Genomic DNA, 24,705 nt, shown 5'->3' with positions numbered 1-24,705 from the left:
GTCCGCCCCGGGTCGGTCGGTCACGTCCGCCCCAGGGCGGACGACCGGACGGGCCGACAGGACTACGATCGGCCTCATGCGCTGGCTGCGGTGGTTGGAGGCGCGGTACCGGAGGGACTTGGACCTCCTCGGCTACGAGTACCCGCCGTACTACATGGTGATCACCGAAGCAGCGATGGTCGCACTCGTCATCGAAGCCGCCGTCCCGCGATTCCTCGCGGGTCCCGAGGGCCTGCAGCGGGTGTGTCTGATCCTGGCCGTCTGCCTCGCCCTGTGCCACACCGTCGCGAGTCTGATCCGAAAGTCCGGGGCCTCGTTGACGTTGCACTCCGCGGTGACGTTGGGCACCGTCGGCCTGTTCTGGTCGGTACCGACCAGCTTCGACGTCGTCCCGCTCATCGCCCTCCTCGGCATCACCCAGGTCGCAGCGGTCAGTACCTTCTGGGTCACCGCCGGGCACCTCGTCGCGTACGAGGCCGTCGTCCTGGCCGCATGGTCCCTCGGTGCCGTCCGCGACGGCTGGCTGATCGCCGTCATGGTGTGCTTCGGCGCCGCCGCCGGACATCTCCTGCAGAACCAGTTGCTGCTGTTGCGGGCGGAGCGCAGGGCGCAGGCCGACCGATCCGCGCTCGAGCGGGCGACGATCGCCGGGGAGGTGCACGACGTGGTCGCACACTCGCTGGCGGTCGTTCTGCTCAACGTGACGGCGGCCCGACGGGCACTCGAATCCGACGACGACCGGGGCGAGGCCATCGACGCCCTCCGCGACGCCGAAACCCAGGGTCGCGCCGCGATGAAGGACATCCGCACCACCATCGAGCTGTTGCGCACCGACGGTGCGGGCTCGGCACAGCCCGGGCTCGCCGACATCCCCTCGCTGGTCGCGTCGTTCGAGCGCGCCGGGCTCGCAGTGGAACTGGAGAACCACGCCCCGTCGAGCGAGCTCACGGCGAGCGCCGGCCTCGCCGCCTTCCGCGTGGTCCAGGAGTCACTCGCCAACGCAGTCAAGCACGCGCCGGGCGCGCGCGTGTCCGTCAGCGTCCGGCCCGGCGCCGCCGGCCGGCTGGGCGTCCGCGTCTCCTGCCCGGTCCCCGACGGTGCGCGGCGCGCCCCCGGCGGCTCGGGCCTGGCGGGCATGCGGGCCCGCGTGGAGAGCGCGGGCGGCACACTCACCACCGGCCCCGTGGACGGCACGTGGCTCGTGAACGCGACGCTTCCGACCGGAACCGGCACCGCCGCACCCGGTTCGACCGAAGGAGAACAACGGTGACCGACCGACCGATCCGCCTGATCCTCGTGGACGACCAGGATCTGGTGCGCCTCGGACTGCGCCGGATTCTGCGCCGCCGAGACGGATTCGAGGTGGTGGGCGAATGTGCCGACGGGGATGAGGTGACCGCCGCCGTCGCGGAGACCGGGCCGGACGTGGTGCTGATGGACCTGCGGATGAAGCGCGTCAGCGGGATGGAGGCGACTCGGCGCCTCACCGGTGTCGCGGACGCTCCACCGGTCCTCGTGCTGACCACCTTCCGCGACGACGACCTGCTCTCCGAGGCGCTGCGCGCCGGCGCGTCCGGATTCGTCCTCAAGGATTCGCCGGCGGAGGAACTCATCCGCGCCGTGCGGCTCGTCGCGGCCGGGGAGGCGGTTCTCGACCCCGCCGTGACCGGCCGCGTCCTCGAGACCTACCGCTCCGCCGCGCCGGCGAGCACGGCACCGTCGGGCCACGTGGCGCGACTGACCTCCCGGGAGGTGGACGTGCTCGCCCTCGTGGGGCGCGGCCTGTCGAACGACGACATCGCTTCGGAACTGGTGATCTCGATCGTCACCGTGAAGAGTCACATCGGCTCGATCTTCACCAAGCTCGGCGTGCGCAACCGGGCCGAGGCGATTGTCTTCGCGTTCGACAACGGGATCGTCCGCCCCCGCAATTGAACACTGTTTCGGACAGAGGAACCGCAGGTCAGAACCAACAGAAACAGTGTTCAATTGGCGTGGGGACGGGTTACTGGCGCTCGATGAACTCGGGCTTCTCCTTGTTCATCGCGGCGGTGCGGGCGATGACGTGGTTCTTACCGCGGATCAGGCCGAGCTGCAGCGCCTGCTCGACGGGGAACGACAGGCGCGACCCGCTGTACCAGGTATTCTCGAACAACGCCTTCGAGGCCGCCACCGCGTCGGGTGAGCGGTCCTTGAGCTTGTCGACCAGCTCGAGGGCGTCCTTCATCGGGTCCGCGGAGACGCCGGTGACGATGCCCCAGTCCAGAGCCTGCTTGGCGGTGAACATCTCACCGGTCATGGTGAGGCGCTTGGCGACGTCGATCGTGGTCAACTGCGCGATGGAAGCCGAGATCGACATGTCGGGAATGAGGCCCCACTTCGCCTCGAGGATCGAGAAGTCGGCCTCGGTGGAGGCGTAGCGGAAGTCCGCGCCGAGTGCGATCTGCAGGCCGCCGCCGTAGCAGTGGCCGTGCACCACGGCGATGACGGGCGCGGGCACGCTGCGCCACGCCCAGCCCGCGGCCTGGAAGTTGTTCGCGGCCGAGATCCGCTTAGGAACGAAGTTCATCAGCAGGCGGCGCTGCTCCTTGCCGGCCGATGCGAAGTCCAGGCCCGAGCTGAAGGAACTGCCCTCGCCCGACAGGATCACCGCGCGCAGCGACCGGTCGTTCTTGGCACGGTCGGCGGCCCGCGCGAGGTCGTCGATCATGTCCAGGGTGAGGCCGTTGTGCTTCTCCGGCCGGTTGATCCGCACGTAGGCGACCTCGTCGCGCACCTCGTAGTCGATGTTCGACATTTCGCTTCTCCTCGTTCCCATCGCCGTTCGCCTTCACCGCCACCCTATCCGTCGCGTCGCGCGCGGTACCGGAGGCGCGGCTTCTCCGTACGCCACGATGTAGGCCCTGCGCTGCAGCCGGGCCGGGTGAGCGTGGTGGCGCTGAGCCTAGACCGCCGGCATAGTGATCACCGGAAGCGGCAGCGCGACGATCCGGTCCGCATCAGAGCGCTCCACACCGAGCATGACCAGGACGTGCCGCGCGTAGTCGTCGGAGGCTGCGGCATCGTCACGATCGGGTTCGGCGTCGAGGAGCTGCACCAGCCCGAGGAGGGCTCCTCCCGACATCATCAACGCCATCTCGGCGTCGGGCACGGTGAACCGGCCCGCCTCGATCCCCCGGTGGAGGTCGGCGAGCGCCCGGGGACGGAGGCCGCGGTCGGTGAGCAGTACCGACATGCCCTGATGCAGTATCACGCGCACGAGTTCTGGCAGGTGACGCTGCATCCGACCGATCATGCGGAAGGTCGCCGCGAAGACCTCGGCGGGATCATCGATGCCGGCGACGACCGCATCGCGCAGGTCTCCCCATTCGTCGAGGACGCTGGCCACCGCCTCGGCGAACAGTTCTTCCTTGGTCTCGAAGTGGTTGTAGAAGCTGCCGAAGCCCACGCCGGCCTCGTCGGTGATCTCCTGCACGCTTACCGCCGAGCGCCCGTCCGCGAGCAAGCGGCGCGCCGCCCCGATCAGGGCGTTGCGCGTACGCGCCCGGCGGGGATCGGGGCGGCGCGCAGGTGCGTCGGCCGTTTCCGTAGTCATCGACGTCTCCCTTCAGCACGTTTCTTGGATAAATCTATCAGAAACCTCTTGACAATCGCGGTCGCGTTTTTGATGATGTCATCAGAAACGTTCCGATCGAGAGGGCCAACGATGACCGCCACCACCCCGTCCGCACCGAGCGCACCGTCGAGGTCGGGCGTCGTCGGATCTTCATCACCGAGGCCGGCGAGGGCGCCCCCGTGGTCCTGCTCCACGGCGGTGGCGCAGGGCGACGGGCGCCTCGAACTACTCGCGCAACATCGACGCCCTCGCCGAGAAGTTCCGCGTGATCGTGCCGGACATGCCGGGGTACGGGCAGTCCAGCAAGGACATCGACCAGAGCGACCCGTTCGGCGACCTCGCCATGGCCGTGCGCGGCCTGCTCGACGAGCTCGGCATCGACAAGGCACACCTCGTCGGCAACTCCTACGGCGGCGCCGCGGCCCTGCGGCTCGCGATGGACCGGCCCGACAAGGTCGACAAGCTGATCCTCATGGGCCCCGGCGGCATCGGGACCACGCGCGCTGCCGACCAAGGGCCTGAACGCGCTGCTCGGCTACTACGGCGGCGACGGGCCCAGTAAGGAGAAGCTCAGCGAGTTCATCCGCGAGTACCTCGTCTACGACGCCTCGGCCGTGCCGGAGGACCTCATCGAGCTTCGCTACCAGGCAAGCATCCAGCCCGACGTCGTCGCGAACCCGCCGCTGCGCCGCCCGTCCGGCCCCACCGCCCTGCGCACCCTGCTGCGCATGGACTTCACCCGCGACCGCCGCCTGGCGGACGTGCAGGCCCCGACCCTGGTGATCTGGGGCGCCGACGACAAGGTCAACCGCCCGGCCGGCGGCCCGGCGTTGGCGAAGACCATGCCGAACTGCGACCTCTACATCGCGGCACGCACGGGCCACTGGGTGCAGTGGGAGCGCGCGGACCTGTTCAACGATCTCGCAGCGACCTTCCTCGGCGGGGACGCATGACCAGCGCTGCCACCGCCGTCAGCAAGGGCCGATCCGTCTTCGGTGCCGTCCACCTCGGCTACCTCGCCGTCGAGTCCCGGAAGATGCAGCAGTGGCACCGGTTCGGCGCGGACGCCATCGGGCTGCACGTCGACGAGCTGGACGCCGATACCCTCCGCTTTCGGCTCGACGAGAACGAGTGCCGCTTCCTCATCCGGCGCGGAGGAGCCGAGGACCTCACGGCGATCGGCTGGCAGGTCGACGATCACGAGACCTTCGAGGAGATCCTGCGGCGCGTCAACGACCGCGGCGTCCCGATCGTCGAGGGCACAGCTGAGGACGCCGCGCTGCGCGGCGTCGAGCGCCTGTGGCGCTTCCCCGGCCCGAAAGGCATTGCCCAGGAGATCTTCACCACCGCCCGGACCACGACGAAGCCGCTGCACATGCTCACCTCCGGCTACGTGACCGGCGCCTCGGGCATGGGGCACGTCGCGATCACCTCGCGGAACCCCGCGAGCATCCACCGCTACTACGGCACCGTCTTCGACTCGCGCCTGTCGGATTTCATCGACGAGAACGTGGGTGGCCTCACGCTCAAAATCCGATTCCTGCGGGTCAACGAGCGCCACCACTCCATCGCCGTCGCGGGCCTGCACCACCTGCCCCTCGACCCCATCCGCACCCGGGCGCAGCACGTCAACATCCAGGTCGCGGATCTCGACGACATGCTCGCCGCCCACCAGCGGGTCCGCGACCTCGGCTTCCGCGTCGCGTGGACGGTGGGGCAGCACACGAACGACCGCGAGCTGTCCTTCTACTGCGTCACGCCGTCGGGCTTCGAGCTCGAGGTCGGCTGGAATCCCGTCGTCGTCACCCCGGAACTCGAGGCCGCGTGGCAGCCCACCACGTATCAGGGCATCAGCATCTGGGGCCATGACACGGTCCACATGATCGACAACCTCGCCCAGGTCCGCGAGGCCCTCCGGTATCTCCGTCGGCCGGAGAAGACCGTTCCCGCCCTCAGCACACCGATCGGAACCACCAAGTGAACGACTACGACGTCGCCGTCGTGGGCCTCGGCCCCACCGGCCTGACCCTCGCCCACCTGCTCGGCCGACGGGGCCTGTCCGTCCTCGTCCTCGAGCGCGAACCGCAGTTCTACGGCAACGCCCGCGCCGTCTACACCGACGACGAGGCCCTACGGGTCTTCCAGACCGCCGGCGTCGCAGACGAGATCCACGAGGACATGAACGTCGATTCGGCGGTGCAGTGGGTCACCTCCGACGGCGAGGTGCTCGTCCAGTTCCGCCAGCCCCAGCGCCCGCTGTGGTGGCCGGTGACCAACTTCTTCTACCAGCCCTACCTGGAGACGAAGCTGGGGGACACCCTCATCCGCTACCCGAACGTCGAGGTGCGGCGCGGGCGTGAGGTCGTCGACTTCGAGCAGGACGCTCACGGAGTCAGCGTGATCCACGCCGCCGCCACAGGCAGCGGGTACGGCAAGCAGGGCAACGTGATCGACGACGCCACCCGCGAGACGGTGCGGGCGTCGTACCTCGTCGGGGCCGACGGTGGCCGCAGCGTCATCCGCACCGGTCTCGGAATCGACATGAGCGGCAAGAGCTTCCCGGAGCGGTGGCTCGTCGTGGACCTCGCCGCCAAGGAGGGAACGGATCCGTTCCGGCACCTGCCGTACTTCGACTTCGTCTGCGATCCGGGCATGCCGACGGTGAGCTGTCCGCAGCCGGGCGGGCACCACCGGTTCGAGTTCAACCTCGCCGAGGACGACGAGAAGGACGAGTTCGAGTCCGACGCGACCGTGGAGCGACTCATCGGGCAGTACGTCGACGTGGACGAGGTCACCGTGGAGCGGCGACTCGTCTACACCTTCAACGCCGTGATCGCCGACCGCTGGCGCGAGGGGCGGATCCTGCTCGCCGGCGACGCCGCGCACATGACCCCGCAGTTCATCGGTCAGGGCATGAACGCCGGTGTCCGCGACGCCGACAACCTGTCCTGGAAGCTCCAGGACGTCCTGCAGCACGGAGCGGATCCCGCGATCCTCGACACCTACGAGTCCGAGCGCCGGCACCACGCAAAGGCGATGATCGACCTCTCCGTCTTCAACAAGTCGCTCGTCTCCGTCCAGAGCCGAGCCCTCGCGCGGTCCCGGGACATCGCGCTGCGCACGGCGATCCACGTGCCCGCGCTCGGCGCGTGGGTGCGGAGGGCCGGCATGAAGCCCAAGCCGCGCTTCCGTCGCGGCGAGTACCTGGGCCTCGACCGCAAGCCGGTGCGCGGCATCGAGGGCACACTGCCCCCACAGCCGGTGGTCCGGCGCTACGACGGCCACCGGGTCCGGCTCGACGACGCCCTCGGCATCGGCTGGGCCGTCATCGGGTTCGAGACGGACCCGCGCGAGCTTCTCGGCGCCGACGCCGCCGTGTGGGAGCGTCTCGGCGCGAACTTCGCGACGATCTACCGCTCCGGCGCACGGCCGCAGGGGCGGATCGGCGACGGCCGGCGGCAGGCGGGGCTCGTCGATCTCGAGGACACCGACGGCCTGCTGACCTCGTGGCTGCGCCGCGCCGGGCACCGGCCCGGCACGGTCTTGGTCCTGCGACCCGACAAGTACGTCTTCGGCGCGAGCGCCGACGCCGCGAACCTGACGCGAGAACTGGAGCGGCGACTCGCGCTCACCGGTATCGACCGCAGCGCCGCCACTCCTACCGATGTCCCCGCCCCCACTGCCACTGGAAGGCCCGCATGAGCACCGAGACCACCGATATGATCAGCACCGCAGCGCGACGGCTGCTGACCGCCACAGACCTCCGTAGCCCTTGCCAACCGGTGCGCGACCTGATCGCCCCCACCGATGTCGAAGCCGCCTACGCGGTACAGCAGTTGCTCACGCAGGACCGGATCGAGCGCGGCGGAGTCGTGGTCGGGCGGAAGATCGGCCTGACCAACCGCATCGTCCAGCAACAGCTCGGCGTCGACCGGCCCGACTTCGGGGTGCTGTTCGCCGACATGGACTACTCCGGCACACCGATCCCACAGACGGCACTGCTGCAGCCGAAGGTCGAAGCGGAAATCGCCTTCGTCCTGGGCGAGGACCTCGTCGGCGACCTCACGGTCGAGACCGTCCGACGGGCCGTCGCTCGCAGCCACGCCTCCATCGAGGTGGTCGACAGCCGGGTCGAGCAGTGGGACATCAGCTACGCCGACACCGTCGCCGACAACGCCAGCGCCGGCCTCTACGTCCTCGGCGACCGCCTCCCGTCCGGCGTCGATCCCTCGTCGGTGCGGATGACGATGACCGTCAACGGCGAGACCGCATCCACCGGATACGGGACGGACTGCCTCGGCGGGCCGCTCAACGCGGTGCTCTGGCTCGCCGAGACGGCTCGCGATCTCGGTGAGCCGCTGCGCGCCGGCCACGTCATCCTCTCGGGAGCACTCGGCCCGATGGTCACCGTCGGCCCGGGAGACCACGTCGAGGCACGGATCGTCCTCGGCGACGAGACGATCGGCGCCGCGGTCGTCGACTTCGCACCCGAACCGCCACAGCCTTCCACCTCCCCGCTGACGAACGGACCGACCCGATGATCAACCGCCGCAACCTCCTCGCCGGCGCTGCGACCGCCGCCGGAGCCGCGACTCTCGGTGCCGCCGCCCTCGGCGCTTCCTCGGCCAACGCCGAACCCGCGAAGAGTTACACCGCGCCCAAAGGCCAGTACCGGATCGACCTGCACGCACACTTCCTGCCCCCGGAGTACCGAGCCGCCCTGCTCTCGCACGGCCACCTCACCATCGGCGGCTACCCCACGCCCACCTGGTCACCCGAGGCCGACCTCGCCTTCCAGGACTACTACGGCATCTCCGCCCGCGTACTCGCCGTGTCGGATCCCGGCGTCTCGTTCCTCCCGGGCAAGGAGGCCGCGGACCTGGCGCGGTACTGCAACACCTACGCCGCCGACCTGATCAAGCGCCACCCCAAACGGTTCGGCAGCTTCGCCGTCCTGCCGATGCCGAACATCACCGCGTCGATCGCGGAGCTCGCCCACGCGCTCGACGTACTGCACCTCGACGGCGTCACCCTGCTCAGCGCGTACGACGGCGTCTACCTCGGCGACCCGCGTTTCGAACCGCTGATGAGGGAACTCAACCGACGCTCGGCCTACGTGTTCGTCCATCCCGCCGCGATCCCCGACGACGCCAAACCGCACCTGCCGCTGCCGGACTTCCTCGCCGAGTTCACGTTCGACACCACCCGCGCCGCGATGCTGATGATGACGACCGGTGTCACCAAGCGCTACCCGAACATCCGGTTCCAGCTGTCCCACGCCGGCGGTACCCTCCCGTTCCTGACCCACCGCATCGGCGTCGCCTCGCAGACGGCCCTCGGCCGGCTGCCATTGCCGAAGATCTCCCTGCTCGACGTCGAATCGCAGGTCGCCGGGATGTACTACGACACCGCGTTGAGCGCGGCCCCCACCGCGATGAACAGCGTCCTCGCCGCGACCAGTCGTGACCACGTCGTCTTCGGCAGCGACTGGCCGTTCTCCGCGCTGGTACTGGACCAGCACGGCGACCGCGACCCCGCGCCGGGGCTCAGCGAGACCTTCACCACCGAGCAGCGCCTGGAGATCGAACGGCACAACCCGCTCAAGCAGGTGCCACGGTTGAAGGCGGCGATCGGGAGATGACGGACTGGAGCGACCGGATCGCGCGCACCCTCGAGACGGCGGTCGCGCTGTACAACCGGCACGAGACCACCGTCGCAGCGCCGATTCCGGACGAGCCGGTGCTGTTCGTGGCCAACCACGGCTTCGGCGGGGTCTTCGATCTCAACGTCGTCGCGTTCGGCATCGCCCACCGCGCCAGCGGAGACGACCGGCCGGTGATCGCGCTGACGCACCAGATCGCGTGGCAGCTCGGCGTCGGCAAGCTCCTCGAGCCATTCGGCGCCAGACCCGCGGGCCGGGCGACCGCCGACGAGGCCCTCGCCGACGGCACGCACGTCCTCGTCTTCCCCGGCGGTGACATCGATGCCTTCAAATCCTGGAAGGACCGCAATACCGTGTTGTTCGCCGGCCGGGCGGGCTTCGCCCAGCTCGCCAGGGAGGCCGGCGTCCCGATCGTGCCGGTGGTCACCAGCGGTGGCGGGGAATCCGTCATCGTCCTCGACGACGGTGCCGCCCTCGCCGAGGCCACCGGTGCGCGCGAACGGTTCCGCCTGCACCGCCTGCCGATCACCGTCTCCATCCCCTGGGGATCAACATCGGCACCGTCGGCCTGCTCCCGTACATGCCGCTGCCCACCAAGCTGCGCACCACCTTCCTGCCCGCCATGCGCCCCGGCCCCGCAGAAACCGACGAGGACTACGCCGAACGGGTCCGCGCCGCGATGCAGGCCGAACTCGACCGCCAGACCCACCGTCGGCGCCCGATCATCGGGTGAGACAGGAGACTCCCATGCAGCGCACCGAAATCCGCAGCTCGCCCCGACCGCCCCGCCGGGTCCCCGCAGTCAGGGCCTTGACCGCCGTCGCGGCTGTCGCCGCGCTCGCCGCTACGGGCGGATGCGGCACGAGACCATCGAACGGTGACGGAGCCCCTTCTGCGGCGTCCTCGGACACGGCTGCACCGCAGACCGTCGCGGCCAGGGATGCCGGGCTGCCGTGGGCAGCTGCCGACCGGGCGCAGCTCCACCCCGGCCTGCAGGCGTACACCGGCGACGGCCAGTGCACGACCAACTTCGTCTTCACCGACGCCCGGGGCGAGGTGTACCTGGGGCAGGCCGCCCACTGCGGTTACGTCGGCACAGAGAAGCTCCCGAACGGCTGCACCGCCAGGACCGTCCCGCTCGGCACCCCTGTCGATCTGCGAACCGGTGGCTCGCTCCGCACCGAAGGCACCACTGTCGCAACCGGCACTCTTGCCTACGACAGTTGGGCGGCCATGCAGGCTACCGGCGAGAACGACCCCCTTGCGTGCGCCCATAACGACTTCGCGCTGATCCGGCTTCCGAAGAACCTCGCCGGATCCGTCAACCCGTCGCTGCCGCATTGGGGTGGCCCCGTCGACCTCGGCGTCGACCAGCCCAACGCCGGTGATCGGGTCTACGGTTTCGGCGATTCGTCGCTCCGCGGCGGCAGGAACGCGTTGTCGCCGCACACCGGCACGGTGCATGCGGCGGACACGAACAGTGGAGGCTGGGCCCACACCGTCACCGCTGCCCGGCCCGGCGTCCCCGGTGACAGCGGTGCCGGCTACGTCGACGCCCAGGGCCGGGCCCTGGGCACGCTGTCCACGCTCAGTCTCGCGGTGCCACCACGGAACACGCTCAGCGACCTCAGCCGCGAACTGCGCTACGCCCAACGGCACTCCGGCATACCGGGACTCCGCCTCGTTCTCGGCACCGAACCGTTCCACGCCTGACGGCCCTCTGCACCCCGCCCCACACCTCACCGGACCCACGGAGACGCCATGCATCGCATCGATGTTCACCACCACCTGATCCCCTCCTCGTACCGCGACCGCCTCGCCGCTCATGGCATCGCCGAGGCCGGAGGGCGTGAACTACCCGCCTGGTCGCCCGAGGGCTCGCTCGCTGTGATGGACCGCGCCGGTATCGCCACCGCGATCCTGTCCGTCTCGACACCGGGCACGACCTTCCTCATGGATCCTGACGAGGCTCCAGCCTGGCCCGCGAACTCAACGACGAGACCTCGTCCATCGTCTCGGCGCACCCGGACCGGTTCGGCTTCTTCGCAACGCTGCCGACGCCCGACATCGGAGCAGCGACCGCCGAGGCCCGCCGCGCCCTGGACGACCTCCACGCCGACGGTGTCGTCCTCCTCGCCAACGCACGCGGCACGTACCTGGGCGAAGCGGGCCAGGAGCAGCTGTTCAGCGCCCTCGACGAGCGGGCCGCGACGGTGTTCATCCACCCCGCCGACCTGCCAGCCCCCGCTGTCACCGGCATCCCACCGTTCGCAGCCGATTTCCTCCTCGACACCACCCGCGCCGCATACCTGCTCGTCAGCAACGGCATTCGACGCAGCTACCCGAACATTCGGTTCATCCTCAGCCACGCCGGCGGATTCGTCCCGTACGCCTCCCACCGGATGGCCGTCGCCATCGCCGGAGCGTCGGGCCGCAGCCCCCTCGACGTCCTCGACGATTTCTCGAGCTTCTACTTCGACACCGCCCTCTCCGCCAGCCCCGCCGCGCTGCCCAGCCTGCTCGCCTTCGCCGACCCGGGACACGTCCTGTTCGGCAGCGACTGGCCGTTCGCGCCGGAAGCGGCGGTGCAGTACTTCGCCGCCGGGCTCGACGACTACACCGCAGACGACGCCGACCTCACTCGCCGGATCGAACGCGAGAACGCCCTCGCCCTCTTCCCCCGGCTCGGCACTCCGACCCCGCTCGCGGCTCCGGCCCTGCCCGACCGTGTTCGAGGCGCCGTCACACGGACCGCCATGCGCGCCGTGACCCGCCTGATCGCCACCACCTGACTCAGGCCCGCCCGAACCGACTGGAGCACACCATGACCGACCAAACCGAACTTACAGACCCGAGCACACCGGGCGCACAACGCCGCGTCCTCTCCGCGATGTGCCTGGCCCTCGTGCTCGTCGTCGCCTCCGTGTCGGCGGTCAACCTCGCGCTTCCCGACCTGGCCGTGGCACTCGGCGCGTCCAACAGCGCCCTCACCTGGATCGCCGACGGCTACACCGTCGCCCTCGCCGCATTCGTGCTGCCGCTGGGCGCACTCGGAGACCGCATCGGGCGGCGAACCGTCCTCATCGCCGGCACAGCGGTTTTCGCCGCTGGGTCGGTCGCGGCCGCACTCTCCGACAGCACGACGAGCCTGATCGCCTCCCGCGTGGTCATGGGCCTCGGCGCCGCGATGATCATGCCCGGGACATTGTCGACCATCACAGCGACCTTCCCGGTCGACCGGCGCGCGAGGTGTCGCCATCTGGTCGGGATTCGCCGCCGCCGGCGCCATCATCGGCCTGATCGCGGCCGGCGCGCTCCTCGAAGTCTGGAGTTGGCGGTCCATCTTCTACGCCAGTGCCATCGTCGCCTGCCTCGCGCTGGCCGCGGCCGCGCTGTGGAGCCCGAACACCCGCGACCAGCACCCACCCCGCGTCGACGTCCTCGGCACCACATTGACCGTCGTGGGAATCGGGACACTTGTGTTCGCGATCATCGAGGGCAGCGACCGAGGCTGGACCGAACCCGTCGTCATCGCGAGCTTCGTCGTCTGCGCCGTGTCACTGGCCGCGTACGCCGCCTACGGAATACGTACCGACGAGCCACTCCTCGACCCACGACTGTTCGGTCTTCCCGGATTCCGCGCCGGGTCGATCAGCGTCATCGTCCAATTCATGGCGGTGTTCGGGTTCTTCTTCGTCGGCCTGCAGTACCTCCAGCTCATCCTCGGATACAGCCCGCTGCACAGCGCCATCGCTCTCGTTCCCGTCGCCCTCACGGTGCTCCCCGTCTCCATCTCCACCCCGGCGATCGTCCGCCGGCTCGGCCTGAACGTCACGATGTGCCTGGGCCTGCTCCTCCTGGCGGCCGGCTTGAGCTGGATCGCCACCCTCGACGCCGACTCCGGCTACCCGCCCTTCCTCCTCGGGCTCATCGTCGCGGGCGTGGGTATCGGCATCACCAGTTCGACCGGTACCTCTGCCATCGTCGGCTCCCTCTCCGCCGACCAACAGGGCATCGCCTCGGCCGTCAACGACACGACACGCGAGGTCGGCTCAGCTATCGGGATCGCCCTGATGGGCGCCGTCTTCACCAGCCGCTACACAGCGTCACTGCCCGACCTGTCCCGGCTCCCGGCCGAGGCGGCCAAGGCCGTGACCGACTCCGCTGCCGCGGGCCTCGAAGTGGCCGCACGCATGGGTCCGTCCGGTGCAGAGCTGACGCACTCCGTCCGCACGGCCTTCATGAGCGGCCTCAGCGCCGCTCTGATCGCGGTGGTGATCCCCATCGCGCTCACCGCCGTCGGCGCTCTGCTCCGGGCGCCGCGCAAGTCCGACGCCCCGTGAAATCCCCTGACCATGCACCCCAACCCTGCTCGCGACACGTGAGGACGTGACATCGTCGGCCTCAAGTGCAGTGAATAGGACTGAAGTAAAGTGGCGCTCATGGCGGTCACGTTGCACATCACGGGGGAACCCGAGTCGGATGCGGTGCTCTCGGAGCACCCGTTCGCGCTGCTCGCGGGCATGCTTCTCGACCAGCAGTTCCCCATGGAACGAGCCTTCGCCGGCCCGTGGAAGGTGCTGGACCGGTTCGGCAGCATCGACCCTCACGACATCGCCGTGGCGGATCCGGCGCGGTTCGAGGAACTGTGCACCACGCCGCCCGCGATCCATCGCTACGGGCGCGCCATGGCGGCCCGACTGCAGACGCTCGCCCGGATCGTGGTGGACGAGTACGACGGACACGCCGAGCGCATCTGGACCGAGGCCGCGTCCGGTGCCGACCTGGTGAAGCGGATCGAAGCCCTGCCCGGTTTCGGCGCGCAGAAGGCGAAGATCTTCGCCGCCCTCGTCGGCAAGCAACTCGGCGTCAAGCCGCGCGGCTGGGCCACGGCCGTGGGCGATTACGGCAAGGCCGGCTACCGCTCCGTGGCCGACGTGGTGGACGGCGATTCGCTGCAGAAGGTCCGGGCCTACAAGAAGGAGATGAAGGCCGCGGCGAAGAAGAAGTCGGACGCATGAGCACACCCGGTCAATACGGTCCCCCGAACCCCAACCAACCCGGCCAGGCGTACTCCCAGGCGATCCCGCTGCCCAACCCGCCGCGCGGCCCCGTCGGGCCCGGTCCGGTACCCGGGGCCCCGCCGCCTCCACCGCCGCACAAGCCGAAGTCCGGGAAGAACGTGATCGTCGGCCTGGTGGCGATCGCATCGGTGGTGGCACTCACCGCCGCCATCGTGGTGGCTGCCCTGCTCAGCGACTCGAAGGGGCGGACCCGGGCACGAACGCGGCGTCGACGTCCTCGGTGGCCGAGGGCGAACTGTTCCGGATCAACGACTGCCTGTACGACGTTCCGGAAGCCCCGAAGGTGGGCAATTGCGACGACGGGGGCTCGCCGTACAAGGTGACCCAGGTGATGCCGGCGGGCGAGAAGTGCCGGGCCGAGCAGACGTCGATCGCGCGCGGCCGGTGGTACTGCCTGACTCCGAACCTGAACGTGAACTACTGCTACACCGCGCCGGTGCAGGGTACCTGGATCAAGGCCGCCGGCCGGTGCGGCATCCCCGGTACCATCACAGTGATCTCGGTGGTCGGCGGTCTCCGCGACTCGGCGCGCTGCTCCGGCGAATGGGACCGGGTCTACTACTTCGACGACCCGGTCTACACGGTCTGCGCGAAGTCCTACACGTAGGCGGGCGCGCTCACAAGCCGGGAGTCGGGCTCACGACATAGGTGACGTCGCCGTCGTTCGCGGAGATCCCCACGGTGAAACCGTGCCCGCGGTACACGGCACCCACCCGGCCGGCGTCGAGCGGCACACCCGGAGCGACGGGTGTCAGCCCGGCGGCCAGCAGCGCGCGCGCCGACGCCACGGTGTCGTCGCCGGCGGTGGTGACTCGCCACATCGGGTGCCCGACCTCGATCTTCTCCGCCTTGCGGATCTCCCCCACCACCGGCACCCGGTCGGCCGGGTACCCGTCCGGAAGCCCGACGGGGCCGGGCGCGGGCTCGGAGCAGCCGGCCAGCAACGCCCCGGACACGACGAAGGCGGCGCCGATACCGGCGCCGCCCCGTGTGTTGCGTTCCATGCGGATCAGAGCGAGATCTTGCCCTCGGCGATCGCGCGGATCAGCTGCTTCTCGCGCCGTGCTCCGCGGATCTTGGACCCGACGACCAGCGCGACGATGACCACGACGCCGGCCGCCGCGGCGAGCACCGGCGGCTTGGTCACCGTGGCGACGACCGATGCCTGCGCCTGCTCGGCGAGCTTGCGCGGGTCGGCGCGCTCGCCCAGCTGGTCCAGCGTCGCCGCCAGCTGCTCCCGGGCGCGCTCGATGTCGCGCTCGATGCTCTCGGTGTCACGTGCCACTTCGCTCTACCTCCGGGGTCAGCTTGCGTGAAGATACTTCTCCGACTCTAGACCAGGCGCCGCCGCGTCACCGCCCTGCCCGGGCGCGCCGCCCGGATCCCGGTCCGGTCCGACGGCGAAGGTGGCCTGGACCTGCAGCCATTGAGCGAGCACCTGGCAGCCGGTCAGCTCGTAGTCCTCGTGTCGCAAGCGCGCCAGCGGCTCGCTCGCGTACGCGGTGTGCCGGTTTCCACGCAGGTTGTACTCGCGACCGCGGTACGTGATCCGCGGCAGGTAGCCGAGGATCTCGCGACCCGCGGTGCGCAGCCGCTCCACGTCACGCCGCCACTGGCGCGAACCGAACGCCGTGCGGGTGGCGTTCTGGAACTTGTGGCCCAGGTACTCGCCTGCCGCCCGCGGCGCCCATACCGCCAGGTCGCGGAGGGCGAGGTACGCGGTGGCGTCAGCGATGTCGCGGACGAACGAGTCCACGCTGGCGTTGCAGATCACGTCCTGCGGGTGCGAGATCCAGAGCAGCGGAAGTCCCTCGGGAACAGCCGGACCGTCGCCGGCCACACCCGAGCCGCACAGCGCGGGGTCGCTGCCGTGCGGGCGCTCGGGGTCCGACACCAGACCGGCGGCCAGCACGTTCGGCGCGAGGACGGGACCGTCGGCCATCGCGCCGAGCACGCGGCGCACGACCGTGCAGCCCTGCGAATACCCGATCAGGACCACCGGTCCCGCGACGTCCGCGATCGCGGCGAGCAGCCGTTCGACGCCGATCGCGACGGACTCGACGAACGAGACGCCGTCGCGGGCGGGGACGGGGCCGTAGGACGCCGGGTAACCCACCCAGCGCGCCGCGAACCGGCCGTCGAGCTCGGCCACGACGTGGCTGAGCATGCCGGTGACGTCGGTCCGGGGATCGTCGATCCAGGATTCGCCCGTGCCCCCGACTGCGAGCACGGTGATCCGGGCCCGGCCGGCGTCCGCCGGTCCCCGGGCCGCCCTGCTGTGGACGGTCAGCGTGTTCATGTCCACGACTCTTCAGGCCGCAGGTGTGAACGAGCTGAAATCCATGTTAAGAAATCGGTGCTGTGTCGGAGCTAACAATCCGGTCAGCGCTGACAGGTGGGGCACCAGTACAGGTTTCGCGCTTCCATGACCTCGGTCCGCACCGGCGTTCCGCACACCCGGCAGTGCTCGCCGGTCCGGCGGTACACGTAGGTCCGGGGCCGGTCCTCCGCGTACGACGGTGCGCCGTGGTCGTGCTCCGGCCGCACGACGTGCATGCGCCCGCGCTCGACGCCGATCGGCATGAGCGCGACCAGATCGGCCCACAGCCGAAAGAACTCGTCGCGCGAGACGTCGCGGCCATCGCGGTGCGGGTCGATCCCCGCGCGGAACAGCACCTCGGCGCGGTAGACATTGCCGACGCCCGCCATCACCCTCTGGTCCATCAGCAGCGCGCCGATGGGCCGGCGGGAGCGCTCGATGCGGCGCCACGCGTCGTCCGGATCTGAATCGGGGCGAAGCGGGTCGGGGCCGAGGCGGGCGAGCACGCCGTCGACCTGCTCCTCGGTGACGAGCTCGCAGGCGGTCGGCCCGCGCAGGTCCGTCCCGCCGCGCGGCCCGACGATGCGCATCCGCACCTGCCCGACGGGAGGAGGCGGCGCACCGTCGGCCGGGGGAAGTCCGTGAAGGCCCCGTACAGCCCCAGGTGCACGTGAACGATGAACCCGCCCTCGTAGCGGTGCCACAGGTGCTTGCCCCAGGAGTCGGCGCGCTCGAAGACGCGGCCGTCGAGGCGTCGCGCCTCCGGGGCGAAGCGGCCCTGCGGACTGGAGACGGCGACGCCCTCGCCCGCGAACAGAGCGTCGTGGGCGAGGGCGAGGCGGTGCAGGGTGTGCCCCTCAGGCACTGCCGCCTCCGGCATCGTCGGGCACGGGCGGTGGTCCGGGCCGGTCAGGCCTCGGGGGCGGCCGGGACGGCGGGCGCGACCCCGGTGCGCTCGTACTCGGCGAGGATGTCGATGCGACGCTGGTGGCGGGGCTCCTCCGACCACGGCTGCGCGAGGAAGGCGTCGACGATGGCGAGCGCCTCCTCTTTGCTGTGCATGCGACCGCCGATGCCGATGAGCTGGGCGTTGTTGTGCTCGCGGGCCAGCTTCGCGGTCTCGACGCTCCACGCGAGGGCGCAACGGGCGCCCGGCACCTTGTTCGCAGCGATCTGCTCGCCGTTGCCGCTGCCGCCGAGCACGATGCCCAGGCTGCCGGGGTCGGCGACGACGCGGGTTGCCGCGTCGATGCAGAACGCCGGGTAGTCGTCCACGGCGTCGTAGGTGTGTGCACCGCAGTCCACGGCCTCGTGGCCGTTCGCCGTCAGGTGCTCGATGATCTGGGACTTCAGTTCGAAACCGGCGTGATCGCCGCCGAGGTAAACGCGCATGGCCACAAGTCTGACACGCGCCGCGCGAGCATCGATGGGCGGCACAGCCTACATTCGATGGCATGGATGACAGCACCGAGCAGACACCCGGCCGGGAGCCGAAGGACGACTCCGCGCCGGACGGGTCCGCCCGCAGCGGGGCCTTCAGCACCGAGCAGAACGAATCGACGATGCCGAGCACGGGCTTCTTCCCGGTCGTTCAGCCCGAGGACCTGCACCCCGAGGCTGCGTCGGACGCCGCGACCACAGCCGACGCCTCGGTGACGTCCACGATCCCCGAGTCGGACTTCCCCACCGACCGGCACAACACCGGCAGCCACCACGCCCTGCCCGAGTTGGGTGAGCACCACCCCTCGGTGACGGCGGCGTTCACCCCGGCCCACGTGCCCGCGGGCCCCGGATTCCCGGGCGGGCCCGGCGGCCCCGTCGTGCCGATCCACCAGCCGCCGGCCTACGCGGGTGCTCCGCGCCGCCACCCCTGGGAGATCCCGCTGCTGGTGATCGTCATCCTGGTCACCCTGGGGATCTACGTGGGAGCGCTGCTGTTCGCGATCGTCGGGGTGATGGACACCTATCTGCTGCTCCTGCTGGCGGTGCCGATCATCCTCTGGTTCGGCCGCGGTTCGCTGTGGGCGTCGCCCCGCGTCCAGGGCGTGCAGATGACGCCCACGCAGTTCCCCGAGGGGTACCGCATGGTCCGCGAGGCCGCGGCCCGGTACGGCATGCGCGAGGTGCCCGACGCGTTCGTGGTGCTCGGCAACGGTCAGATCAACGCGTTCGCGTCCGGTCACGGCTTCCGCCGGTTCGTGGTGGTCTACAGCGACCTGTTCGAGGTCGGAGGCAAGGCCCGCGACCCCGAGGCGCTCGCGTACATCATCGGCCACGAGGTGGGCCACATCGCCGCCGGCCACGTGTCCTACTGGCGGCAGTTGGGCTCCTTCGCGATGAGCTACATCCCCGTGCTCGGGTCCGCGTTGTCCCGGTCGCAGGAGTACACCGCCGACAACTACGGCTACTTCAATCAGCCGGCCGGCGCGCCGGGCGGCATGGGCGTGATGGGCGCGGGCAAGTACCTCGGCAAGGAGGTCGACTTCGACCAGCTCGCCGACCGCGCCGCCACCGACAAGGGCTTCTTCACCTGGCTGGTCAACCTCACCGCGTCGCACCCCGTGCTCACGTGGCGCGCGGCCGCGCTGCGGAACCGCACCAAGGCCGGATCGCTGTTCTTCCCGCCGTCGCTGCCCGTGCGCGGCGTGGGCGGCGGCGCGGTGGTCCCGGCCGGACCGGTGCCGACCTTCACCAAGCAGGAGGTCCTGGCCCCGCTCCCGGCACGAGCCCGGCACCGTCGGGACCGGTCGGGCCGCAAGGGCCGTTCCCGGGCCCGACGGGGCCGCAGGCGCCGTTCCCGGGACCGACGGGGCCGGGCCGGGAACCGCAGGGCCCCGTCCCGCCGAGCTCCTAATCGAACGCGGGCTCCTCGTGCCGGGTGCGCTTGAGCTCGAAGAAGTGCTCGTACCCGGAGAGGAGGACGGTGCCGTCCCACACCTTGCCGGCGACCTCGCCGCGCGGGATGCGGGACAGGACCGGGCCGAAGAACGCGACGCCGTTGACGTGGATGGTGGGGGTGCCCACGTCGTCGCCGACCTTGTCCATGCCGGCGTGATGGCTCGCGCGCAGCGCCTCGTCGAAGTCGGTGCTGTTCGCGGCGGCGGCGAGATCGGGCTCCAGGCCGGTCTCGGCGAGCGCCTCGGCGATCACCACGGCGAAGTCGTCGTTCTGCTGATTGTGGATCCGGGTACCCATCGCGGTGTACAGCTTCGGGAGCACCTCGTCGCCGTGGCGCTGGGCGGCGGCAATCAGGACCCGCACCGGGCCCCACGCCGTCCTCATCAGCTCCTGGTAGATCTCGGGCAGGTTGTCGCGCCCCTCGTTGAGGACGGCGAGGCTCATCACGTGGAACTGCACGTCGATGTCGCGCACCTGCTCGACCTCGAGGATCCAGCCCGAGGTGATCCAACACCACGGGCACAGCGGGTCGAACCAGAAATCGACGCGGTCCTTCACGGGGGCGGTCTCGGTCACTTCTTCACTCCTGCTCTCGGGGCGGTGTTTCCCTATCGATCGTGCACCCGTAGCCAACACCGTGCAGGCTCATCCGCTTCCCGGGGCGGCGAGGCCGGACCGGGGGTGGCATTGTGGGATGCACCGTCCTCATCCCCGCCGTCAACGAAGGAGAACCACCTTTGTCCGCGCCCAATCTCACCCGGGTCCAGGCCGCCGAGCGCGCCGCCACCGTCGCCGTCTCGCGCTACGCCATCGAGCTCGACCTCACTGACGGTGCGAATGCGCCCGGCGACAAGACGTTCGCGTCGACCACGACGATCAGCTTCACGGCGACTCCGGGCGCGGAGACCTTCATCGACCTCATCGCGAGCGGCCTGAGCGCGACGCTGAACGGGCGGCCCGTCGACACCTCCGCGTACACCGAGGACTCCGGCCTGGTGCTGCACGGCCTCGCCGCGGAGAACGAGCTGGTGATCTCCGGCCGGTTCTTCTACTCCAACACCGGCGAGGGACTGCATCGCTTCGTGGACCCCGCGGACGGCAGCGTCTACCTGTACTCGCAGTTCGAGACCGCCGACGCCAAGCGGATGTTCGCCTGCTTCGACCAGCCCGATCTCAAGGCCGTGTTCGACATGACGGTGACGGCACCGTCGGACTGGACCGTGGTGACGGGCGGCGCGGAGGCGACCCGGGAGCCGCTGCCGACCGGGGCGCACCGCTGGACGTTCCTGACGACCGAGCCGATGTCGACGTACCTGGTGGCGCTCATCGCCGGCCCGTACGCGGTGTGGTCGGACGCCTACACCGATGAGCACGGCACGATCGACCTGCGCCTGTTCTGCCGTGCGAGCCTCGCGGAGTACATGGACGCCGAGCGGCTGTTCACCGAGACCAAGCAGGGATTCGGCTTCTACCACAAGAACTTCGGCATCCCCTACGCCTTCGGCAAGTACGACCAACTGTTCGTGCCCGAGTTCAACGCGGGCGCGATGGAGAACGCGGGCGCGGTCACCTTCCTCGAGGACTACGTCTTCCGGTCGAAGGTCACGCGCTACCTCTACGAGCGGCGCTGCGAGACGGTGCTGCACGAGATGGCGCACATGTGGTTCGGCGACCTGGTGACGATGCGCTGGTGGGACGACCTCTGGCTGAACGAGTCGTTCGCGACCTTCGCGTCCGTGCTCAGCCAGGTCGAGGCCACTGAGTACACCTCGGCGTGGACCACGTTCGCGAACGTCGAGAAGTCGTGGGCCTACCGGCAGGACCAACTCCCGTCGACGCACCCCGTGGCGGCCGACATCCCGGACCTGCAGGCCGTGGAGGTCAACTTCGACGGCATCACCTACGCCAAGGGCGCCTCGGTGCTCAAGCAGCTCGTCGCGTACGTGGGGCTCGAGCCGTTCCTGGCCGGCCTACGCGCGTACTTCGTGGAGCACAAGTTCGGCAACGCCACCTTCGACGACCTGCTGCGCGCGCTGGAGGCCTCGTCGGGACGCGACCTGTCGGACTGGGGCGCCCAGTGGCTCAAGACCACCGGCATCAACGAGTTGGCGCCGGCTTTCGCACTGGACGGCGAGGGCCGCTTCACGCGGTTCGCGGTCCAGCAGTGGGGCGCAACGCCGGGTGCCGGCGAGACCCGCGTACACCGCCTGCGGATCGGGATCTACGACGACGACGAAGCCGGCAGGCTGGTGCGCACAAACCAGGTCGAGATCGATGTCGCCGGCGAACGCACCGACGTCCCCGAGCTCGTGGGGGTTCCGCGCGGCAAGCTGATCCTCGTCAACGATGACGACCTGACGTACGCCTCGGTCCGCCTGGACCCCGCATCGCTCGAGGTCGCGACCACGCGCGTCGCCGACATCGCCGACTCACTCCCGCGTACCCTCGTCTGGTCCGCGGCCTGGGAGATGACTCGGAACGCGAAGATGAGGGCCCGCGACTTCGTCGAGCTGGTGCTCGGCGGCATCGGTGCGGAGACCGAAGTGGGCGTGGTGCAGCGGGTCGTGCTGCAGGCGCAGACCGCCGTCGAGTCCTACGCCGATCCGGCGTGGGCGGCCGCGGAGGGCCGCGCGCTGCTCTCCTCGGGCCTGCTCCGGCTCGCCCGCGAGGCCGAGGCCGGCTCGGACTTCCAGCTGGCGTTCGTCAACGCGCTGGCCGCGTCCGCGCTGGGGCGTTCCGAGGTCGAGGTGCTGCGGGCACTGTACGAGGGCGCCGCGCCCGGCACCGTCGGCCTGGACGGGCTGACCGTCGATACCGACCTGCGGTGGGGCCTGGTCCGGGCCCGGCGCGCGCGGGGGTGATGGGCGCCGACGAGATCGAGGCGGAGATCCTGCGCGATCCGACCGCCGCCGGCGAGCGGCTGGGCGCCGCCGCCCTGGCGGCCCGCCCGGACGTCCGGGTCAAGGAGGAGGCCTGGGAGAAGGTCTTCGGCGACGACTCGCTGTCGAACACGCTGACCCGCGCCATCGCCGCGGGCATCGTCGCGCCCGGCCAGGGCGAGCTGCTGGCGCCGTTCACCGCCCGCTACTTCGGCGCGATCGACGAGGTGTGGGCACGCCGCTCCTCCGAGGTCGCGCAGACGGTCGTCGTGGGCCTGTACCCGTCGTGGGACATCTCCGACGAGGCCGTGGCCGCCGCGGACGCGTGGCTCGCGGGCGACAATCCCCCGGCCTTGCGTCGCCTGGTCCTCGAGGGACGCGCGGGCATCGTCCGCTCGCTGGCGGCACGGGCCTTCGACCGCGCCTGACGCACCGACGACCGCGGCCCCGGGATCCTTCGATCCCGGGGCCGCGGTGTGTGGTGACTCAACTGATGAACGGGTGGCCGCTCACGGTCCTACCCGGGTCTTCCTGGATGACGTCCCAGTGCTCGACGATCTTGCCGTTGGCGACGCGGAAGATGTCGGCGACCGCCTGGGCCTTGCCGTCGTAGACGGACCTCGCGTACACGACGACGATGTCGCCGTCCGCGACGATACGCACGATCGAGGTGCTGTACTTCGGGTCCTTCACGACGGGCCCGAGGACCTTCACCAGGGCCTCGCGCCCGTCGGCGACCTCGGGATTGTGTTGGATGTAGTGGTCCCCGATGTAGCGCTGCGCCGCGCCCGCGATGTCGCGTTGCACGAAACCCTCGGTGTAGAAGGCCGTGACGAGCTCCTTCGGGGTCGACGGTGCCGCGCTCGCCTGCGCGGCGGCGCCGAACACCAGGGCGCCGACGGTGAACAGCGCGGAGACGGCGTTGCGGATCCTCCGATTGAGATGCATACCGGGTCCAATCATTGAAAGTTCAATACTTTGATTCGATCAGAACACGGTCGGGCACCCCGCACAACGTGATACCCATCGCCGTACGCTGCACGGATGGACGCGCACCACATCCCCGAGACCGCCGAGGCGCTGATGCGCTCGCGCTTCGCCGCGTTCCGCGACGGTGACGTCGCGTGGCTCCTCGCCTCCTGGCACCCGAACACCCGCCCTGCCGACCTCAAGCTCGACGAGGGTGTGCGCTGGCGCGGTCTCCAGATCGTCGACACCGTCGCGGGAACGACCGAGGACGACTCCGGCAGCGTCGAATTCCGGGCGACGTACGTCGTGGACGGCGCGCACGGCGTCCTGCACGAACGCTCCCGGTTCGTCCGGGAGGACGGCCGGTGGTACTACGTCGACGGGACCTTCCCCGCCCAGTAGTCGCGGACCTGCCGCACCAGCCGCGAACGTGCTCATCGCGGCGGTCGCAGTCGACCATCCCCAGCACACGATCACGACGATCCTGACGGACCTGCACCGCCTGGACGGGGTCGAGTTCTGGCCGGACGCCGTGTCCTATCGTTCCATGGGCTTCACCGAGATTCACGGACACCGAGAGGTCACGGACGCCTATCTGGTCGCCCTGGCGACGGCGCGCGACTCCCGGGTCGTCACGTTCGACAACGGCCTGGCTGTCGCCCACCCCACCCGGACCGTTCATCTCGTTCCCGCGAAGGGGCACGAGGATCTCGCATGACGCGAACGACCCCCGGACCGTGTGGTCCGGGGCCGTCGTACGAGGCCTGCTACGCCGTGGGCGGCTTGACGGCGGAGGCCATCACGCGCAGGGCGGCGATGAGTCCGTCGACCAGGTCGCCGCGCTGGAACGGCGGGATGGCCGCGGTCACGCCGAGCTGGGCGACCTTGTCGCCCAGGCGATCGGCCACGGCGCTGCCGGTGAGGACCACGATGTCGCGCGTGTTCGGCGACACTGCGATGAGTGCGCCGTACTCGGGTTCGGGCGCGCGGCGGAGGACCGCCTCGGCCCCGGCATGCACGTTCTCGCCCAGGTCGCCGATGTACACCGAGAAGCGGGCGCCGGCGTCCCGGGTGGCGCGGATCAGCGCCTCGTCCAGGCCGATGAGCTCCTCGCGGGTGAACGGCGGGTTGACGGGGCTGTCGCTCGCCTGCCGAGCGGCCGAGATGCGGCCGCTCGAGGTGATGGCCGTCCCGATGGGCAGCTCGCCCTGCGGAACGACGACGGCCTGCGTGTGATCACCACTTGCCACTTGCGGCACCCCGATCAGGTTCTCGTT

General features: G+C 70.2%; 22 protein-coding genes and 6 pseudogenes. 17 read left to right on the top strand and 11 right to left on the bottom strand.

What is annotated here, in order from left to right; all coding sequences use genetic code 11:
- Positions 1 to 76 precede the first annotated feature (76 nt).
- A complete protein-coding gene (locus MTP03_RS07595) occupies positions 77 to 1,270 on the top strand; it encodes a sensor histidine kinase (RefSeq protein WP_248491444.1) in 1,194 nt (397 codons plus the stop codon).
- The gene (locus tag MTP03_RS07590; RefSeq protein ID WP_248491443.1) at positions 1,267 to 1,935 is read left to right on the top strand and encodes a response regulator transcription factor; all 669 of its coding nucleotides are present in this window, start codon (positions 1,267 to 1,269) and stop codon (positions 1,933 to 1,935) included. The genes MTP03_RS07595 and MTP03_RS07590 overlap by 4 nt, the downstream gene beginning before the upstream one ends.
- Positions 1,936 to 2,005: 70 nt before the next feature.
- On the opposite strand, the gene MTP03_RS07585 is transcribed toward MTP03_RS07590, so the two are convergent.
- The 3 genes from MTP03_RS07585 to MTP03_RS07575 form a co-directional block, all read right to left on the bottom strand.
- Complete coding sequence (locus MTP03_RS07585) at positions 2,006 to 2,797, bottom strand: crotonase/enoyl-CoA hydratase family protein (protein WP_248491442.1); 792 nt, start codon at positions 2,795 to 2,797, stop codon at positions 2,006 to 2,008.
- A 147-nt stretch (positions 2,798 to 2,944) separates the two neighbouring features.
- Positions 2,945 to 3,595 carry a TetR/AcrR family transcriptional regulator gene (locus MTP03_RS07580; RefSeq protein WP_248491441.1) on the bottom strand — a complete coding sequence of 217 codons (651 nt, stop codon included), beginning with the start codon at positions 3,593 to 3,595 and terminating at the stop codon, positions 2,945 to 2,947.
- Positions 3,592 to 3,810, bottom strand: coding sequence for a hypothetical protein (locus MTP03_RS07575; protein ID WP_248491440.1), 219 nt, complete (start codon positions 3,808 to 3,810; stop codon positions 3,592 to 3,594). The genes MTP03_RS07580 and MTP03_RS07575 overlap by 4 nt, the downstream gene beginning before the upstream one ends.
- On the opposite strand from MTP03_RS07575, the pseudogene MTP03_RS07570 reads away from it, so the two are divergent.
- The 11 genes and pseudogenes from MTP03_RS07570 (at position 3,763) to MTP03_RS07515 (ending at position 14,969) form a co-directional block, all read left to right on the top strand.
- Positions 3,763 to 4,569 (top strand): annotated as a pseudogene (locus MTP03_RS07570) (alpha/beta fold hydrolase). The gene MTP03_RS07575 and the pseudogene MTP03_RS07570 overlap by 48 nt on opposite strands.
- Positions 4,566 to 5,597 (top strand): VOC family protein, encoded by a 1,032-nt coding sequence (locus MTP03_RS07565; RefSeq protein WP_248491439.1) that lies wholly within the window; start codon positions 4,566 to 4,568, stop codon positions 5,595 to 5,597. Before MTP03_RS07570 ends, MTP03_RS07565 begins: the two are co-directional and overlap by 4 nt.
- Entirely contained in the window at positions 5,594 to 7,318 is a 1,725-nt protein-coding gene (locus MTP03_RS07560) for a bifunctional 3-(3-hydroxy-phenyl)propionate/3-hydroxycinnamic acid hydroxylase (RefSeq protein WP_248491438.1), read from the top strand. The genes MTP03_RS07565 and MTP03_RS07560 overlap by 4 nt, the downstream gene beginning before the upstream one ends.
- A complete protein-coding gene (locus MTP03_RS07555) occupies positions 7,315 to 8,157 on the top strand; it encodes a 2-keto-4-pentenoate hydratase (protein WP_248491437.1) in 843 nt (280 codons plus the stop codon). The genes MTP03_RS07560 and MTP03_RS07555 overlap by 4 nt, the downstream gene beginning before the upstream one ends.
- Positions 8,154 to 9,257, top strand: coding sequence for an amidohydrolase family protein (locus MTP03_RS07550; protein ID WP_248491436.1), 1,104 nt, complete (start codon positions 8,154 to 8,156; stop codon positions 9,255 to 9,257). The genes MTP03_RS07555 and MTP03_RS07550 overlap by 4 nt, the downstream gene beginning before the upstream one ends.
- A complete protein-coding gene (locus tag MTP03_RS07545) occupies positions 9,254 to 10,159 on the top strand; it encodes a 1-acyl-sn-glycerol-3-phosphate acyltransferase (RefSeq protein WP_248491435.1) in 906 nt (301 codons plus the stop codon). The genes MTP03_RS07550 and MTP03_RS07545 overlap by 4 nt, the downstream gene beginning before the upstream one ends.
- Positions 10,089 to 10,991: a hypothetical protein gene (locus MTP03_RS07540; RefSeq protein ID WP_248492082.1), complete on the top strand. Its 903-nt coding sequence runs from the start codon at positions 10,089 to 10,091 to the stop codon at positions 10,989 to 10,991. Before MTP03_RS07545 ends, MTP03_RS07540 begins: the two co-directional genes overlap by 71 nt.
- A gap of 48 nt (positions 10,992 to 11,039) precedes the next feature.
- Positions 11,040 to 12,070 (top strand): annotated as a pseudogene (locus MTP03_RS07535) (amidohydrolase family protein).
- 32 nt (positions 12,071 to 12,102) lie between these two features.
- Positions 12,103 to 13,621: pseudogene (locus tag MTP03_RS07525) on the top strand (MFS transporter).
- A gap of 99 nt (positions 13,622 to 13,720) precedes the next feature.
- Positions 13,721 to 14,299 (top strand): HhH-GPD-type base excision DNA repair protein, encoded by a 579-nt coding sequence (locus MTP03_RS07520; RefSeq protein ID WP_248491434.1) that lies wholly within the window; start codon positions 13,721 to 13,723, stop codon positions 14,297 to 14,299.
- A gap of 283 nt (positions 14,300 to 14,582) precedes the next feature.
- Positions 14,583 to 14,969 (top strand): hypothetical protein, encoded by a 387-nt coding sequence (locus MTP03_RS07515; RefSeq protein ID WP_248491433.1) that lies wholly within the window; start codon positions 14,583 to 14,585, stop codon positions 14,967 to 14,969.
- Between the two features lie 10 nt (positions 14,970 to 14,979).
- Here MTP03_RS07515 and MTP03_RS07510 read toward each other — a convergent pair whose 3' ends face one another.
- From MTP03_RS07510 to MTP03_RS07490, 5 genes and pseudogenes are all read right to left on the bottom strand, one after another.
- Entirely contained in the window at positions 14,980 to 15,366 is a 387-nt protein-coding gene (locus MTP03_RS07510; protein ID WP_248491432.1) for a hypothetical protein, read from the bottom strand.
- Between the two features lie 5 nt (positions 15,367 to 15,371).
- The gene (locus tag MTP03_RS07505; protein ID WP_248491431.1) at positions 15,372 to 15,647 is read right to left on the bottom strand and encodes a DUF3618 domain-containing protein; all 276 of its coding nucleotides are present in this window, start codon (positions 15,645 to 15,647) and stop codon (positions 15,372 to 15,374) included.
- An 18-nt stretch (positions 15,648 to 15,665) separates the two neighbouring features.
- Positions 15,666 to 16,661 (bottom strand): PE-PPE domain-containing protein, encoded by a 996-nt coding sequence (locus MTP03_RS07500; RefSeq protein WP_248491430.1) that lies wholly within the window; start codon positions 16,659 to 16,661, stop codon positions 15,666 to 15,668.
- 83 nt (positions 16,662 to 16,744) lie between these two features.
- Positions 16,745 to 17,547, bottom strand: a pseudogene (locus tag MTP03_RS07495) (Fpg/Nei family DNA glycosylase).
- Positions 17,548 to 17,591: 44 nt separating this feature from the next.
- Positions 17,592 to 18,074 carry a ribose-5-phosphate isomerase gene (locus MTP03_RS07490; protein ID WP_248491429.1) on the bottom strand — a complete coding sequence of 161 codons (483 nt, stop codon included), beginning with the start codon at positions 18,072 to 18,074 and terminating at the stop codon, positions 17,592 to 17,594.
- Between the two features lie 170 nt (positions 18,075 to 18,244).
- Here MTP03_RS07490 and MTP03_RS07485 point away from each other — a divergent pair.
- Positions 18,245 to 19,363: pseudogene (locus MTP03_RS07485) on the top strand (M48 family metallopeptidase); the annotation flags it as partial.
- Between the two features lie 169 nt (positions 19,364 to 19,532).
- On the opposite strand, the gene MTP03_RS07480 reads toward MTP03_RS07485, so the two are convergent.
- Positions 19,533 to 20,156, bottom strand: coding sequence for a DsbA family protein (locus MTP03_RS07480; protein WP_248491428.1), 624 nt, complete (start codon positions 20,154 to 20,156; stop codon positions 19,533 to 19,535).
- Positions 20,157 to 20,317: 161 nt separating this feature from the next.
- Between MTP03_RS07480 and pepN the strand changes: the two are divergent.
- Positions 20,318 to 22,887: pseudogene (pepN, locus tag MTP03_RS07475) on the top strand (aminopeptidase N).
- A 58-nt stretch (positions 22,888 to 22,945) separates the two neighbouring features.
- On the opposite strand, the gene MTP03_RS07470 reads toward pepN, so the two are convergent.
- The gene (locus MTP03_RS07470; RefSeq protein ID WP_248491427.1) at positions 22,946 to 23,407 is read right to left on the bottom strand and encodes a nuclear transport factor 2 family protein; all 462 of its coding nucleotides are present in this window, start codon (positions 23,405 to 23,407) and stop codon (positions 22,946 to 22,948) included.
- A 96-nt stretch (positions 23,408 to 23,503) separates the two neighbouring features.
- Between MTP03_RS07470 and MTP03_RS07465 the strand changes: the two genes are divergently transcribed.
- Both MTP03_RS07465 and MTP03_RS07460 read left to right on the top strand, forming a co-directional pair.
- A complete protein-coding gene (locus MTP03_RS07465) occupies positions 23,504 to 23,830 on the top strand; it encodes a YchJ family protein (protein ID WP_248491426.1) in 327 nt (108 codons plus the stop codon).
- Positions 23,831 to 23,858: 28 nt separating this feature from the next.
- Positions 23,859 to 24,146, top strand: coding sequence for a hypothetical protein (locus tag MTP03_RS07460; RefSeq protein WP_248491425.1), 288 nt, complete (start codon positions 23,859 to 23,861; stop codon positions 24,144 to 24,146).
- A gap of 49 nt (positions 24,147 to 24,195) precedes the next feature.
- Here MTP03_RS07460 and MTP03_RS07455 read toward each other — a convergent pair whose 3' ends face one another.
- Positions 24,196 to 24,678, bottom strand: coding sequence for a DUF5130 domain-containing protein (locus MTP03_RS07455; protein WP_248492079.1), 483 nt, complete (start codon positions 24,676 to 24,678; stop codon positions 24,196 to 24,198).
- Between the last annotated feature and the right edge of the window lie 27 nt (positions 24,679 to 24,705).

Source organism: Tsukamurella sp. PLM1, assembly GCF_023168325.1.
Lineage (GTDB): Bacteria > Actinomycetota > Actinomycetes > Mycobacteriales > Mycobacteriaceae > Tsukamurella.
The sequence above is the reverse complement of the archived record's forward strand: the minus strand, read 5'-3'. Positions and strand labels throughout refer to the sequence as shown.

What these genes read in the sequence shown, in the direction of transcription:
- MTP03_RS07555 (WP_248491437.1), top strand. Translation starts at nt 7,315, where the DNA reads ATGAGCACCGAGACCACCGATATGATCAGCACCGCAGCGCGACGGCTG.
- MTP03_RS07520 (WP_248491434.1), top strand. Translation starts at nt 13,721, where the DNA reads ATGGCGGTCACGTTGCACATCACGGGGGAACCCGAGTCGGATGCGGTG.
- MTP03_RS07470 (WP_248491427.1), bottom strand. Translation starts at nt 23,407, where the DNA reads ATGCATCTCAATCGGAGGATCCGCAACGCCGTCTCCGCGCTGTTCACC.
- MTP03_RS07465 (WP_248491426.1), top strand. Translation starts at nt 23,504, where the DNA reads ATGGACGCGCACCACATCCCCGAGACCGCCGAGGCGCTGATGCGCTCG.
- MTP03_RS07490 (WP_248491429.1), bottom strand. Translation starts at nt 18,074, where the DNA reads ATGCGCGTTTACCTCGGCGGCGATCACGCCGGTTTCGAACTGAAGTCC.
- MTP03_RS07580 (WP_248491441.1), bottom strand. Translation starts at nt 3,595, where the DNA reads ATGACTACGGAAACGGCCGACGCACCTGCGCGCCGCCCCGATCCCCGC.
- MTP03_RS07545 (WP_248491435.1), top strand. Translation starts at nt 9,254, where the DNA reads ATGACGGACTGGAGCGACCGGATCGCGCGCACCCTCGAGACGGCGGTC.
- MTP03_RS07550 (WP_248491436.1), top strand. Translation starts at nt 8,154, where the DNA reads ATGATCAACCGCCGCAACCTCCTCGCCGGCGCTGCGACCGCCGCCGGA.
- MTP03_RS07595 (WP_248491444.1), top strand. Translation starts at nt 77, where the DNA reads ATGCGCTGGCTGCGGTGGTTGGAGGCGCGGTACCGGAGGGACTTGGAC.
- MTP03_RS07500 (WP_248491430.1), bottom strand. Translation starts at nt 16,661, where the DNA reads ATGAACACGCTGACCGTCCACAGCAGGGCGGCCCGGGGACCGGCGGAC.
- MTP03_RS07585 (WP_248491442.1), bottom strand. Translation starts at nt 2,797, where the DNA reads ATGTCGAACATCGACTACGAGGTGCGCGACGAGGTCGCCTACGTGCGG.
- MTP03_RS07565 (WP_248491439.1), top strand. Translation starts at nt 4,566, where the DNA reads ATGACCAGCGCTGCCACCGCCGTCAGCAAGGGCCGATCCGTCTTCGGT.
- MTP03_RS07510 (WP_248491432.1), bottom strand. Translation starts at nt 15,366, where the DNA reads ATGGAACGCAACACACGGGGCGGCGCCGGTATCGGCGCCGCCTTCGTC.